The 14,030-nt window shown below is 70.3% G+C and carries 9 protein-coding genes; 7 read left to right on the top strand and 2 right to left on the bottom strand.

Going from position 1 to position 14,030, the window contains the following annotated elements; translation table 11 throughout:
* The 7 genes from PROKR_RS00515 to PROKR_RS00485 form a co-directional block, all read left to right on the top strand.
* Nucleotides 1-2,139, top strand: a 2,139-nt coding sequence (locus tag PROKR_RS00515) for a DUF6049 family protein (protein WP_036958765.1), incomplete at its 5' end; no start/stop codon positions are given.
* 81 nt (nt 2,140-2,220) lie between these two features.
* Entirely contained in the window at nt 2,221-3,957 is a 1,737-nt protein-coding gene (murJ, locus tag PROKR_RS00510; RefSeq protein WP_051432545.1) for a murein biosynthesis integral membrane protein MurJ, read from the top strand.
* Nucleotides 3,958-4,126: 169 nt separating this feature from the next.
* The gene (locus tag PROKR_RS00505; RefSeq protein ID WP_036958763.1) at nt 4,127-6,001 is read left to right on the top strand and encodes a protein kinase family protein; all 1,875 of its coding nucleotides are present in this window, start codon (nt 4,127-4,129) and stop codon (nt 5,999-6,001) included.
* Nucleotides 6,002-6,239: 238 nt separating this feature from the next.
* Complete coding sequence (gene trxB, locus PROKR_RS00500; protein WP_036958762.1) at nt 6,240-7,235, top strand: thioredoxin-disulfide reductase; 996 nt, start codon at nt 6,240-6,242, stop codon at nt 7,233-7,235.
* Between the two features lie 71 nt (nt 7,236-7,306).
* Nucleotides 7,307-7,633 carry a thioredoxin gene (trxA, locus tag PROKR_RS00495; protein WP_036958760.1) on the top strand — a complete coding sequence of 109 codons (327 nt, stop codon included), beginning with the start codon at nt 7,307-7,309 and terminating at the stop codon, nt 7,631-7,633.
* A 187-nt stretch (nt 7,634-7,820) separates the two neighbouring features.
* Nucleotides 7,821-9,131, top strand: a complete 1,311-nt coding sequence (locus tag PROKR_RS00490) for an aminotransferase-like domain-containing protein (RefSeq protein ID WP_036958759.1) — start codon at nt 7,821-7,823, stop codon at nt 9,129-9,131.
* Between the two features lie 98 nt (nt 9,132-9,229).
* On the top strand, nt 9,230-10,255 hold the full coding sequence (locus PROKR_RS00485) for a D-alanine--D-alanine ligase family protein (RefSeq protein ID WP_084800173.1): 1,026 nt from the start codon (nt 9,230-9,232) through the stop codon (nt 10,253-10,255).
* A 92-nt stretch (nt 10,256-10,347) separates the two neighbouring features.
* Here PROKR_RS00485 and PROKR_RS00480 read toward each other — a convergent pair whose 3' ends face one another.
* Together PROKR_RS00480 and PROKR_RS00475 are read right to left on the bottom strand one after the other, a co-directional pair.
* The gene (locus PROKR_RS00480) at nt 10,348-11,625 is read right to left on the bottom strand and encodes a ParB/RepB/Spo0J family partition protein (RefSeq protein WP_036958757.1); all 1,278 of its coding nucleotides are present in this window, start codon (nt 11,623-11,625) and stop codon (nt 10,348-10,350) included.
* Nucleotides 11,626-11,722: 97 nt separating this feature from the next.
* Nucleotides 11,723-13,309 (bottom strand): ParA family protein, encoded by a 1,587-nt coding sequence (locus PROKR_RS00475; protein ID WP_425414843.1) that lies wholly within the window; start codon nt 13,307-13,309, stop codon nt 11,723-11,725.
* Nucleotides 13,310-14,030 lie beyond the last annotated feature (721 nt).

The following is a 14,030-nucleotide window of genomic DNA, read 5'->3' as shown; positions in this document are numbered from 1 at the left end:
CTGCCCCCGGCGGCCGCCACCGGTCCGACGACGGCGCGCGCCATCGCGGACGCCACGGTCACCGAGCCGCTCGCCACGACCACCTCCGCCGAGGCCGGCGCGCTCGACGTCGCCGTCACCGACATCTCGCACCCCGTGGCACATCCCGGGGACAAGGTGACGATCCGCGCGGAGGTGACCAACACGAGCGACGCCACGGTGCCCGACGCGGTGGCCCAGCTGACCATCGACTACGTCGCGATCACGTCGCGCCTGGAGATCGAGGAGTGGGCCACGGCCGGGCTTCTCGACGAGGTCCGAGGCACACCGGTGCCGAAGCCGCTCGGCGACCTCAAGCCGGGCGCGTCCAAGAGCGTCTCGTTCACCTACGACCCGGGAGCCCAGACCTTCAAGGGCTTCGGTGCGCGCAAGCTAGCCGTCGCCGCCGGCGACGCCTCGGGCCGCCTGGGCATCGCCCGCTCCTTCCTCGTGTACGACGCCGACGGCCTTGAGCGCGCACCGATGCAGCTCAGCGTCCTGGCCGCCGTCACGAGCCCCGCGATCGACCCGGCCGACCCGAGCACCGCCGAGATCGAGCTGGCCCAGCAGACGGCGTCCGGCCAGCGCCTCGACGGCGTGCTGCAGGTCGCGGAGAACGCGAAGGTGTCGCTGGCGATCGACCCCGACACCATCGGCGTGGCTGCGGCGTCGGACGACCCAGCACTCATCGACTGGTCCGAGCGCATGACCGCGGCCGCTGCGAACACCACCACGTACGCCCTCCCCAGCCACGACCCCGACCTCGCCGCGCTCGCCCACGCGAACGTGCGCACCACGGGCACGCGCAGCTTCCTCCAGGCACCTCGCGAGGGGAACTGGGAGGTCCCGGAGACATGGCGGACCAAGCTGGCCTGGCCGGCCGACGGCGTCGTGCCCGACGTCGCGACCCTCAGCCTGGCCGTCACCGCGGACCGCCGGCAGATCGTCGTCGGGAGCGGCGGACTCGCGTACGAGGGCGCCGGTACCGTGACGGGCCGGGCGGACCTCCGGGTTCCGGGCGGCACCGCGCGCGCCGCGGTGGCCGACAGCGCCCTCACGCAGGCCTTCCTCTCCGCCACCGACCTGTCGGGCGCGGACGACGGGATGTCCACGGAGAGCTCCACCTCGACGAAGGCCGCCACCAGCGCGGCCACCCCGACCGAGGGCGCGCAGCGGCTGCTCGCGGAGACCGCCGCCGTCGTGAGCCAGACGCCGCTCACCCCGCCGTCGCTGCTGATCGTCGCGCCCCGGACCTGGACGCCCGACGCGGAGGGCGCGAGCAGGATCCTGAACGAGGTCGACGAGGCGGGCTGGGTCGACGTCACGACCGTCGACACGCTCTTCGCGCAGGACGCCCCGGACGTGGCTCGCGCCGGCCTGGCGAAGCGCAGCGTGGCCAAGGCCGAGCTGGGCGCGACGAGCGTCAAGGCGCTGGAGCGGGCTCGCGACGCCGTCGTCACGTTCTCGTCGGTCGCCGGCGACCGCGCCCGCGAGATCTGGAAACCCGGTGTCACGCACCTGATCGCCCCGCTCGCCGTCGCGCACCGCGCCGACGCCGGGCTGCGGGAGACGCTGGTCAAGCAGACCCTGGAGGCGTCGAACGCGCTCACGAAGCAGTCCGTCAGCGTGGTGCCGCGCCAGGACGTCAACTTCATCACGGACAAGGGCAACATCCCGGTCCGCGTACGCAACACGCTCAGCGTCGACGCGACGGTCACGGTGGTGCTGCGCCCCGACCACCCGCGCCTGACCGTGGACGACCGCATCACCGAGGTCATCCCGGCGGGCCGGGAGATGGACGTGCAGGTGCCGGTGCGGGCCATCGGCTCGGGCGACGTACGGGTGGAGGCCCAGGTGCTCACCCCGAACGGCGCCAAGATCAACGACGACTCGTCGTTCCAGGTTCGCGTCCGCGCGGGCTGGGAGGAGCTCGGCACCTGGATCGCCGCGGGGCTCGTCGCCCTGCTGTTCCTGACCGGGATCTGGCGCACGGTGCGCCGTGGGCGGTCGCCGTACCGCGCTACCAGCAAGGACGTAGAGGAGGCCACGGGAGCGGCCGCCGAGGCGTCGGGTCCCGCCCCGGCGGCGCCGGCGACCTCCGTGGCCGTCCGGGCAGAGTAAGGTTTCGGCCGCACACGTCGGCCGAACAGCGCCGGGCAGGGCCCAGACCACGGGAGTAGTCGCTTGACCCAGGAGAACGCCGTGACCGCATCGACCGACCCAGCGTCGGACCCGAGCGCCGATGCCGCGAGCGGACCGGGCGCGCCCGAGACGCCTACGGCCGCGGCATCGTCGAGCAGCAGCCTGGGGCGCAACTCGATAGTGATGGCGGCCGGCACGGCCGCCTCCCGCCTCGGCGGGCTCGTTCGCAACCTGATGCTCGTGGCAGCCATCGGCGCCACGGGCACCGTCGCCGATGCCTTCGACGTCGCGAACAAGCTGCCCAACGTGCTGTTCGCGATCCTCGCGGGCGGCATGCTGAACGCCGTCCTCGTGCCGCAGATCGTCAAGGCGTTCCGCGCGCACAACGCGCAGGAACGCGTCGACAAGCTGCTCACGATCTCGGCCGTCGGCATCCTCGCGATCACCGCCGTGCTGACCGGTGGCGCCGCGTGGGTCGTCATGCTCTACACCGACGGCTGGTCGGCGGAGCAGCTCGCCCTGGGCACCGTCTTCGCGTACTGGTGCATCCCCCAGCTCTTCTTCTACGGCCTGTACACGCTGCTGGGTCAGGTGCTCAACGCCCGAGAGCAGTTCGGGCCGTTCATGTGGGCGCCGGTCGCCAACAACGTGGTCTCCGTGCTCGGGTTCGCGATCTTCCTGATCGTGTTCGGCGGCGCCGACGCCGGGATCAACGACCTCTCCGAGTGGAACACCCCGCGCACCATCCTGCTGGCCGGCACGGCCACGCTCGGCATCGTGGCGCAGGCGCTGGTCCTGCTCGTCCCGTTGCTGCGCTCCGGCTTCCGCTGGAACCTCCGCTTCGGCCTGCGGGGTATCGGCCTGCGCTCGGCGGGCGCCGTCGCGATGTGGACGTTCGCCGCCGTCGTCCTGGAGCAGGCGGGGGTCCTCTATCTGACCCGTGTCGCGTCCGAGGCCGGTGCCGCGAGCACGGCCACGGAGTCGTTCGCCGGTAACGCGTCCTACACGCAGGCGCTCCTGATCTACCTGCTCCCCCACTCCCTGGTGACGGTCTCCATCGCGACCGCGCTCTTCACCGGCATCAGCAAGGCCGCTCAGGAGGGTGACACCGACAAGGTCCGCGAAGACCTCTCCCTGGGGCTGCGCACCATCGGCGTCTTCACCGTGTTCGCCACCGCCGCGCTCGTGGTCCTGGCCGGGCCGCTCACCGCCTTCATCGTCCCGACCGCGGGAGCCGAGGACACAGCACTCATCGCGCCCGTCCTGGTGGCCCTCTCGTTCGGCCTCGTCCCGCTCGGCGGCATGGCGCTCATGAAGTGGGTCTACTACGCCTACGAGGACGGCCGCTCGGTGTTCTGGATCACCGTGCCATCCACGGTCGCCCTGGTGGCCGGCCTGGTCGCCGCACAGCTGTGGCTGGAGCCGCAGTACTGGGTCATCGCCGCCGGTGGCGCCTACGCGCTGTCGAACTGGATCACGGTGCTGCTGCGCACGGGCGGCCTCAAGCGCAAGCTCGGCGGCCGCCTGGACGGCGGCCGCGTCTTCGCGCTGCACGCCAAGACGGTGCTCGCCGCCGCGGTCGCCGGTGGTATCGGGTGGGGCGTCTACCAGCTGGTCGGCGGGTTCGACGCGCTCGTCTTCGGGAAGGGCTGGGTGCTCACGATGCTCAGCGGCCTGTGGGTGACCGCGCTCTGCGGCCTGGTGATGCTCGCCGTCTACGTCCTGCTCCTGCGCCTGTTCCGGGTCCGGGAGCTCGACGGCCTGCTTCGCCCCGTCCTGGCTCGCTTCCGGCGCTGACGCGCGCCACCGTCGTACGGGAGGCGCAGCTCACTCGCGTGGGCTGCGCTTTCGTACATACGGACGACGTTCCGGCGGGTCCGCAGCGGTTCCGCGTAGCATGGCGACGGTGCGTGATCCCGGCGGTCACGTACCTGCTACTGTCCCCCGACCGAGCGAGGAGGTCCGCGTGAGCACTGTCGAACCAGGCACCGTGCTGGTCGAGAGATACCGGCTGCGCCAGCAGGCGTCCACCGACCTTGCCGCGGCCACCGCATGGGAAGCGCACGACCTAATCCTGGACCGCGACGTCCGCGTAACGCTCGTGACCGGGCCCTATACGGGCGATGCCCTGGACGCCGCGCGGCGCGCCGCCCTGGTGACGGATCCCCGCCTCGTCCGGGTGCTCGACGCCGGCTCCGACCCCGAGGGCCGCAAGTACGTGGTCACCGAACCGCACACCGGTACCACGCTGACCCAGGTCATCTCCAGCGGCCTGGTGGACGAGCAGCAGGCCCGGGCGATCGTCGGTGAGGCGGCGAGCGCGCTCGCCGTGGCGCACTCCCGCGGCGTGCACCATGCCGCCCTGCGCCCCGAGGCGCTGCGGGTCGACGGCCACCGGGTGCGGATCACGGGCCTGGGGCTCGACGGAGGGCTCGCCTCGGGCGACACGCTCAACGTGAAGCCCGCGGAGCTCGATGCCCAGGGCCTGGTGGCCCTCCTCTACTACGCGATGACCGCGCGCTGGCCCGGCCCGGACCTCGAAGCGGAGTGGATCGCGAAGGACACCCTGATCCCTCTGCCCGCGCAGGTCGACGACTCCGGCGCCGTGGCGCCCCTTTCCAGCTTGGTCCCGCACGTGGACCCCGAGATCGACGGCCTGGTGGCCCGGACGTTCGACGCGTCCGGCGGCACCGACGGACCGAAGAACCCCGACGACGTGACCACGGCCCTCGCGCCGTGGGGAGAGGTTTCCGTAGTGGCATCGCTGCCTGGATTCGTACAGCCCGAGCCGGAGGAGCCGCGGCGGCAGTCCATCGCCGAGGCCTTCGGAGGCGAAGGAGTCCCGCCCGTGCGGCGTCCCGCCACGGGCCGGATCGCACGAAACGACGAGACCATGGCGATGGGGGCGGGCAACGCGCCCGCCGGCTATCCCGAACAGCAGAACGACTACACCTACGAGCCGCAGGCGTACGGGCAGCAGCACGCCCCGGTGCCACCCCCGCCGCCCGAGGGGGCGCCGGCCGGCTACCCGCCGGCGGGGTACGACCAGTACGGCCAGCCGGTCGCGCAGGGCCAGCCCGGTCACGACCAGGCCCAGTACGCCCCGCAACAGCCGCAGCAGTACCCACCGCAGTCCTTTGCCCCCGGCGGTTACCCGCCCGACAACGGCGGCTACTACGAGCAGGACGGCGGCTTCGCCACCCAGCCCGCGCCCAAGCGTGGCGGCGTGAACCCGACACCGATCGTGCTCGGCCTGGTCGGTGTCGCCGTGGTGGCGGGACTCATCTGGGCCGTCAACGCGGTTCTCTCCCCCACGCCTGATGTGATCGCCGACGCTTCTCCCTCCCCGTCGGTCTCCGTGTCGGCCGGAGCGGACGGCGAGGGCAGCACCGAGCCGTCGGCGCCCACGGAGACCGAGGCACGTCCGGTGATCGATTCCGGGACGCTGCTCGGCGAGCTCACCTGGGACGGCAGCCCGCTCGACCACCCCGAGGCGGTCGAGCGGGCATTCGACACGGACCCGGCCACGTTCTACTTCACGACGACGTACCAGCAGGCCGCGTTCGGCGGGTTCAAGGACTTCCTCGGCCTGGAGCTGCGGCTCCGCGAGCCGGCGTCCGTCACCAAGATCGAGCTGCTCACCAACACCCCCGGTGGCAAGGTGCAGATCCTCAAGGGCGGTGAGGGCGGCGAGGTGCTCGCGGAGGGCACCTTTTCGGAGACCACCACTTTCGAGCTGTCGGAGCCCGTCGTGAGCGACTCGTTCACGATCTGGGTCACCGAGCTCCCGCAGGTCTCGGACGGCTTCCGGCTGGAGCTGAACGAGGTAGTGCTGAGCTGACGGATCGCCGTCACCGACAGCACCGAGCAGTACCGAGCAATACGGAACACCGGCGGGTCCGAACCATGTTCATGCAGATGGTTCGCTCCCGCCGGTGTTCTGCCGTGACAGGGCTGGCCCTGTTACCGGATCCGTCGACGGATGTCGATACCGTGTGTCGAGACTCACGTCCACGGTCGAGCCCTGCGTGGTCAGGGCTGGAACACTGGGACCCGCCCGCGTGTTGTTGCGTGTGCCAATGGAACTCGAGGAGAACACCTTGACCGAACAGACCACCGCTCCGGCCGCCGGCACCGCCGACGCCCCTGTGCTCGACGTCGTCATCGTCGGGTCCGGTCCCGCGGGTTACACCGCGGCCATCTACGCGGCTCGTGCCGGCTTCGCGCCCGTGGTCATCGCGGGTTCGGTCACCGCGGGCGGCGCGCTCATGAACACGACCGAGGTCGAGAACTTCCCCGGCTTCCCCGCCGGCATCCAGGGCCCTGACCTGATGGAGGCCATGCGGGAGCAGGCGGAGAAGTTCGGCGCCAAGGTCGTCTGGGACGACGCGGAGCAGGTCGAGCTGTCCGGCGACGTCAAGACGATCGTCACGGGTGGCGGCGACACCTACCGTGCCCGCTCGGTGATCCTGTCGACCGGCTCGGCCTACCGCGAGCTCGGGCTGCCCGACGAGAAGCGCCTCTCCGGGCGCGGCGTCTCGTGGTGCGCCACGTGTGACGGCTTCTTCTTCCGCGACCAGGAGATCGCTGTCGTCGGCGGTGGCGACTCGGCGATGGAAGAGGCCACGTTCCTCACACGCTTCGCCTCGAAGGTGACCGTCGTGCACCGTCGCGACGACCTGCGCGCATCGAAGATCATGGCGGAGCGTGCCACCGCGGACCCGAAGATCGAGTTCGCGTGGAACAGCGAGATCGCCGGCATCACGGGCGACGACAAGGTCTCCGGGCTCAGCCTGCGGGACACCGTCACCGGCGAGGTGCGCGACCTGGACGCGACCGGGCTGTTCGTCGCGATCGGCCACGAGCCCCGCACGGATCTCGTCAAGGGCCAGGTGGACCTGGACGAGAACGGCTACATCCTCGTCGAGGGCCGCAGCACCCGCACCAACCTTCCCGGCGTCTTCGCCTGCGGCGACGCCGTCGACCACACCTACCGCCAGGCGATCACGGCCGCCGGCTCGGGCTGCTCGGCGGCGCTCGACGCCCAGGCGTTCCTGGACTCGCTGAACGACTGAGCCCTCCGGCCGGCACCCGCTGGCCCGCCCCGCTCGGCCCCGCACGGGGCCATCTACAAGGAGGATGCTGGATGAGCACCATCAAGGTCACCGACGACACCTTCAAGGCCGAGGTCCTCGACTCTGACATTCCTGTCTTCGTCGACTTCTGGGCCACCTGGTGCGGCCCGTGTCGCATGGTCGCGCCGATCCTCGAGGAGCTTTCCGACGAGTACGAGGGCAAGATCAAGATCGTCAAGCTCGACACCGACGAGAACCGGCAGACCGCCATGGACTACGGCATCGTCTCGATCCCGACGCTCAACGTCTACAAGGGCGGCGAGGTCGTGAAGTCGATCATCGGCGCCCGCCCGAAGCGCGCGCTGACCGAGGAGATCGACGAGGTCCTCGCGGGCTGACCGTCCCCTCACCGCGTGCAAGGAGCGCGTGCCCGGCCCGCTGGTCCTCGTGACCGGACGTGGAGCCGGGCACGCGCTCTTCTGCTGCCCGCTCGGGCCTTACCGGAGCCGGTCTGCCTGGCAGTCTCACCGTTTCACTACGAACGACCACTGTGTCTCGCACACGGTGCGTGCGAGACTGACGTGCGTGAACGAGCTTCCCGAGACTGCCGGTACCCGCCTCGACCCGTGGTTCGGTTCATACGCGGCGCGAGCGCACGGCATGCGCGCCTCGGAGATCCGAGCCCTCTTCTCGGTAGCGAACCGTCCCGAGGTCGTGTCGCTGGCGGGAGGGATGCCGTATCTCGAGGGCCTGCCGCTCGACGTCATCGCCGACACGATGCAGCGGCTCATCGTCACCAAGGGGACCACGGCCCTGCAGTACGGCTCAGGACAGGGCGAGGAGTCGCTGCGCGAGCACATCACGCAGGTCGTCGCGCTGGAGGGCGTGTCCGCCCACCCCGACGACGTCGTGGTGACCACCGGGTCGCAGTCCGCGCTGGACCTCGTGACCCGCATCTTCGTGGACCCGGGCGACGTCGTCATCGCCGAGGCGCCGTCATACGTCGGCGCGCTGGGCGTCTTCCGCTCTTACCAGGCCGACGTCGTCCAGGTACCGCTCGACGCCGACGGCCTGGTCCCCGCGGAGCTCGACGCGACGCTCACCCGCCTCGCCGCCGCGGGCCGGCGCGTGAAGTTCCTGTACACCGTTCCGACCTTCCAGAACCCCGCAGGCGTCTCGCTGTCCACCGAACGGCGTCCGCAGATCCTGGAGATCTGCCGCCAACACGGCGTCCTCGTGGTCGAGGACAACCCGTACGGGCTGCTCGGCTTCGACACCGAGCCGATGCCCGCGCTCCGCTCCTACGACACCGACGGCGTGCTGTACCTCGGTTCCTTCTCCAAGACGTTCGCTCCCGGCTACCGCGTCGGCTTCGTCATCGCGCCGCACGCGGTGCGGGACAAGCTCGTCCTCGCCAGCGAGTCCGCGGTCCTGTCGCCCTCGAACGCGTCCCAGCTCGCCGTGGCGACATACCTGGAGACCTGCGACTGGAAGGCGCAGATCAAGGCCTACCGCGAGACGTACCGCGAACGGCGTGACGCGCTCGTGGGCGCGCTCGGCGAACACCTGCCCGGCGCGTCGTGGAACGTACCGCAGGGCGGCTTCTTCGTCTGGGTTCGGCTCCCCGAGGGCCTCGACGCGAGGGCGATGCTACCGAGGGCAGTCACCGCCCGCGTCGCGTACGTGCCCGGCACCGCCTTCTACTACGACGGCAGCGGCTCCGACCACATGCGCCTCTCGTTCTGCTTCCCCACTCCGGAGCGCATCCGCGAGGGTGTACGCCGACTGGCCGGCGTCGTGCACGGCGAGTCCGAGCTGGTGCAGCTCTTCGGCACCGCCGGGCAGCCCGACCCCGACACGGACGACGTCGAGGGCCCCGCACCCGACCTGGCCTGACGCAGCGCGCCAGCGGGCGGCTGATCACGCCGCTGACCTGCGCGTCTGACACCATGGCAGCTGTCTGTTCCAGTTCGTCCCGACCGAGTGAGTCCTCGATGACCAGTCCCGCACCCGTCCCGGCCGAGCCGGCCACCGCTGGCTTGCCCTCTACCTCCTCCAGCTCCGACGGCGCCCGGAGCGTTCCGCTCGTGGTCGTCCTGGCCGGCGGACTCTCGCACGAACGCGACGTCTCCCTGCGCTCCGGGCGTCGCGTCGCCGAGGCGCTCCGCGCCACCGGCCTGGAAGTCCTGCTGCACGACGTCGACGCAGACCTCCTACCCTTCCTGGAGAAGACCCGGCCGGACGTCGTCTGGCCACTGCTGCACGGAGCGTCCGGCGAGGACGGCTCGGTCCGCGACGTGCTCGACATGGTCGGCCTTCCCTACGTGGGTACGGGTCCGCGGGCGAGCCGAGTGGTGTGGAACAAGCCGATCGCCAAGTCCGCGCTGCTCGGCGCCGGGATCGCCACCCCCGACTACGTGACGCTCCCCCAGAGCCTGTTCCGCGATCTCGGGGCGCAGCCGGTGCTCGACACGATCCTTCGGCGTATCGGACTGCCGCTGGTCGTGAAGCCGACCGAGGGCGGCTCCGCGCTGGGCGTCACCGTGGTGACCCGCGCCGAGGATCTGCCGCGCGCGATGGTGGAGTGCTTCGCCTACGGCGAGACGGCGCTCATCGAGCGGGCGGTCGACGGAATCGAGCTCGCGGTCAGTGTCATCGAGGGCGCGGACGGCCCGGAGGCCCTCCCCTCGGTCGAGATCGTGGCCGACGGCGGGTACGACTATGCCGCGCGCTACGTGGCCGGCGAGACGGAGTTCTTCGCGCCGGCGCGACTGACCACGGACCAGGCTGCCCTCGTGTCGGACGTCGCGGTGCGCGCGCACCGCGCGCTTCACCTGCGGCATCTGTCCCGCACCGACCTGATCCTCGACCCGGACGGCACCGCCCATGTGCTCGAGGTCAATGTCGCACCGGGCATGACCGAGATGTCACTGCTGCCGCAGGCCGTCGCGGCCAGCGGGCACGATCTGGCGACGCTCTACCGTGCGGTCATCGACCGAGCACTGACCCCGGTCCGCTAGTTCGGCGTCGTCGGTTTCACGTGAAACGGCTCAGGGCCGGCACCCCTTACGGGTGCCGGCCCTGAGCCGTGTGCTTGTCCGCGCGTTGTCCGTCAGTCCTCGGACGGCGGACGGAGGAGTCCGCGCTCCTCGGGAGCCATGACGTTGAGGATGCGGTTCAGGTCCTCGACCGAGGCGAACTCGACGGTCATGCGACCCTTGTTCTTGCCGAGGGCCACCTTGACGCGCGTCTCGAACCGGTCGGAGAGCCGGGTCGCCAGCTCATCCACGGCCTCGAAGCGCGTACCGGCCCGCGGGGCCTTCCGAGCCTTGGAGCCGGTGCCGTCCGACTCCGTGAGCATCACTATCTCCTCGGTCGCGCGGACCGAGAGTCCCTCCGACACGATGCGCTGCGCGAGCCGCTCGATCTCGGCGCCGTCGCTCAGCCCGAGCAGGGCCCGAGCGTGGCCCGCCGAGAGCACGCCGGCCGCGACCCGGCGCTGGACCAGCGGGGGAAGGCGCAGCAGCCGCAGGGTGTTCGAGATCTGCGGACGGCTGCGCGCGATTCGGTTCGCCAGCTCCTCGTGGGTGCAGTCGAAGTCGTCGAGCAGCTGCCGGTAGGCGGCTGCCTCCTCGAGCGGGTTCAGGTTCGACCGGTGCAGGTTCTCCAGTAGCGCGTCCCGAAGCATGTCCCCGTCGTCCGTGTCTCGGACGATCGCCGGGATGGTCTCCAGCTCAGCGGCCTGCGTCGCACGCCAGCGCCGCTCACCCATGATGAGCTCGTACTCGCCCGGGTGCTCTTTGTCCGGCCGAACGACGATCGGCTGGAGCACGCCGATCTCCTTGATCGACTCGACCAGCTCGTCGAGATCACCCTCGTCGAAGACCGTGCGCGGCTGCCACGTGTTCGGCCGGATCGCGGTGACAGGCAGCTCGGCGAAACGTGCGCCCGGCACGGGGACGAGGTCCGGCGTTTCACGTGAAACAGCTTCGGCCGCGCTCTCCTCCCGGCTGAAGAAGGCATCGTCCAACGCCGAGGCGCCGTTGCCGTCCGCACCCTCGTTGGCCACCGACAGGCGGCCGCTGGCGATCGCGGAGTCCCACTTCACCGTGCTCGGACGTGGTCCCGTGTTCTTGGAGACCTTCTTCTCAGTGGCCCGCTCGGGTGCGGACTCCGTGGTCGTCCCGACCGACACACTGCTGACCGGCGCCTCGTCCGTCGAAGCAAGTTCGTGCGATGGACGCTCCTCGACGACGGTCGCGACCGAGCCCGCCAAGGCGTCATCCAAACCGTCAGACTCCCCTCCGCCGGAAACCTGCTCGTCGGGTTCCGGACCCGTCGGGATCAGGGCGCCCAGGCCCCGCCCGAGCCCGCGTCGCTTCGCACTCATCGTGTCTCCTCGTCGGTTCCGGTCCGACGCCGAGCGCGGACGGGCTTCGTCTCCATCATCACCGGGTGCAGCGCATCCCGTTCATCACTGCCGACCATCAGTCCTGCGCTCCGACCGTTTCTGCCTTCATGCGGCGAGGACTCGACCCACCCTGCCCGCGCTCGGCGAGCTCCCGGGAGGACTGGAGATATGCAAGCGCGCCAGTGGACGTAGGATCGTAGGTCATCACGGTCTGGCCGTAGCTCGGCGCCTCGGAAATACGGACCGAGCGTGGGATCGTCGTCTTGAAGGTCTCCGCCGGAAAGTGCGACCGCACCTCTCCTGCGACCTGCTGTGCCAGGTTGGTCCGGCCGTCGTACATGGTCAGCAGGATCGACGAGACGCGCAGCTCGGGGTTGAGGTGGGATCGAATGAGGTCGATCGTCTTGAGCAGCTGACTCAGCCCCTCGAGCGCGTAGTACTCGCACTGCACCGGGATGAAGACCTCGCGGCCCGCGACGAACGCGTTCACCGTCAGGAGGCCCAGGCTGGGCGGGCAGTCGATGAGCACGTAGTCGATGCGCTCCTCACCTGCGGCTACGCGGTCGTCCAGGTACTTGTCGAGCGCCTTGCGGAGCCGCGTTTCACGTGAAACAAGGGAGATCAGCTCGATCTCGGAACCCGACAGGTCGATCGTCGCGGGCACGCCCCAGAGGTTGGGGATGTCCGGGCACTGCTGCACGGTGTTCGCCAGGGGCTCGCCCTCGACCAGGATCTCGTAGACGGAAGGCGTACCCGCGCGGTGCTCGATTCCGAGCGCCGTGGAGGCATTGCCCTGCGGGTCGTTGTCGATCACGAGCACGTTCAGGCCAGACTGCGCCAGCCCAGCGGCGATGTTCACCGTGGTCGTCGTCTTGCCGACGCCGCCCTTCTGGTTCGCCACCGTGATGATGCGGGTCTTCGGCGGGCGCGGGAAGCGCCTGCCCTGTAGTTCTATACGTCGGCGAGCGTCCATTGCGAGCTCGGCGGCGACAGGAGTCGTATCGTCAACGGCCGGGACGGTTGCGATGAGGGCCGATCGCCGCTCGTCATCGCCGCCGTGCGGGCCGCCCGTGGGCTGCTGAGTGCCATTGGGCGTCTGCGCGGACCCGGACGTTTCACGTGAAACACCAGGAGCGGAGAGGCTCTGCACAGGAATCGGATCCGTCACGCGGACACTGTAATCGCTGCCCCCGACATCTGGCTCGGACTCAGGCGCGGTTTCTCCGTCGAAATGTGTGAATTCGGAGTCCACGAACTCCACCGCCTCGTCGTCCCGCACCATCGTGCTGGAACCGATCACTGCCGGTGCGGCCTTCACGGCCGCGTCGAGCGCCTCGCTCGCCCGCTTGATCGCATCCTCCGGGATCCGCTGGTTGGGCAACTCCTCCATGAGGTCCGGGTCGACGGCGACGCCGTTCGTCGTCTCCGCGGTCGCCTCCCGTTCGCCAACTGCCGGCTCCAGGACTGCTTCCATCATCGTGTCGTTCTCCAGGACCTCTGCCACGTGGGTGCTCTCGTCGTCTTCCGTCGCCACCGCCTGGGTGACCGACTGGATCAGCTGGTTGAGTACGGCAACGTTCTTTCCCTCAGGGTCTGGTCGGTCCTGGCCCCAGATCTCGTGTCGCGGAAGACCGCTCACGATCTCCGCGGTCGGCGGCGCCATGTCGACTGACGAGGGAACTGCTTCTTGGCCTCCGGGTTCAGCGCCAGTCCCAGTGGGAGTGGCGAGGGGCTCCGCACGCCCGGCGTCCCGGAGGACCTCCGTTGCCGGGTCGTCCGCCAACGGCTCCCCTTGCTCAGGGGCTTCAGCGGACCGCGCTCCTGCGAGCCCTACGCCGAGCAGTGCGGTCTCGACCGCTGGAGCATCCGCGTCCTGTCCTGCCTGGCTGTGCGGCTCGGCTTCCTGAGCGGTGGCCGGCCCAGAGTGGGTAACGGTCGACTCGGGTCCGGCCGGCTCGGCGACCGTCACGACGGAGGGCGTGCCAGACGCTTCACCCGGGGAGACGCTGGTTGGCTCGGCGTCAGGCTGCTCCACCGGTCCAGTTCCGGGACTGGCTGTCTCGGCATCGCTCCCCTGTTCCGAACCCGCAACCAACGCCCCAGTCCCGACGGCGCTCGACACGGGAGTGTGCAGTGGTGGCACACTCCGCGCGGAGGCGACCGCACCGGCAGCACTGGCGCCGTCACCCCCCGCTCCGGTGTCATCCGCGGCCGGGTTGGCGTCACGCTTGGGCGCAAGAGGCGCAGAAGCGGACGACTCGGACGTATTTTCCGTCGCTGCGCGCGCCGCTACAGCCGCAGCCGCCGCCGCTCGCTTGGACTTTCGTCTGAAGAAGCACACCCGTGTAACGCTACGGTCGCGCCCTTGTTCAAGCGTGCCGAAA

This window comes from Promicromonospora kroppenstedtii DSM 19349 (assembly GCF_000515355.1).
Taxonomy (GTDB): Bacteria; Actinomycetota; Actinomycetes; order Actinomycetales; family Cellulomonadaceae; genus Promicromonospora; species Promicromonospora kroppenstedtii.
This window is presented reverse-complemented; position numbering and strand designations above follow the sequence as displayed.

Excerpts from the sequence above, each read along its gene's own strand:
- trxB (WP_036958762.1), top strand. The coding sequence starts at position 6,240 with ATGGAACTCGAGGAGAACACCTTGACCGAACAGACCACCGCTCCGGCC.
- trxA (WP_036958760.1), top strand. The coding sequence starts at position 7,307 with ATGAGCACCATCAAGGTCACCGACGACACCTTCAAGGCCGAGGTCCTC.
- PROKR_RS00485 (WP_084800173.1), top strand. The coding sequence starts at position 9,230 with ATGACCAGTCCCGCACCCGTCCCGGCCGAGCCGGCCACCGCTGGCTTG.
- PROKR_RS00480 (WP_036958757.1), bottom strand. The coding sequence starts at position 11,625 with ATGAGTGCGAAGCGACGCGGGCTCGGGCGGGGCCTGGGCGCCCTGATC.
- PROKR_RS00475 (WP_425414843.1), bottom strand. The coding sequence starts at position 13,309 with ATGGCGCCGCCGACCGCGGAGATCGTGAGCGGTCTTCCGCGACACGAG.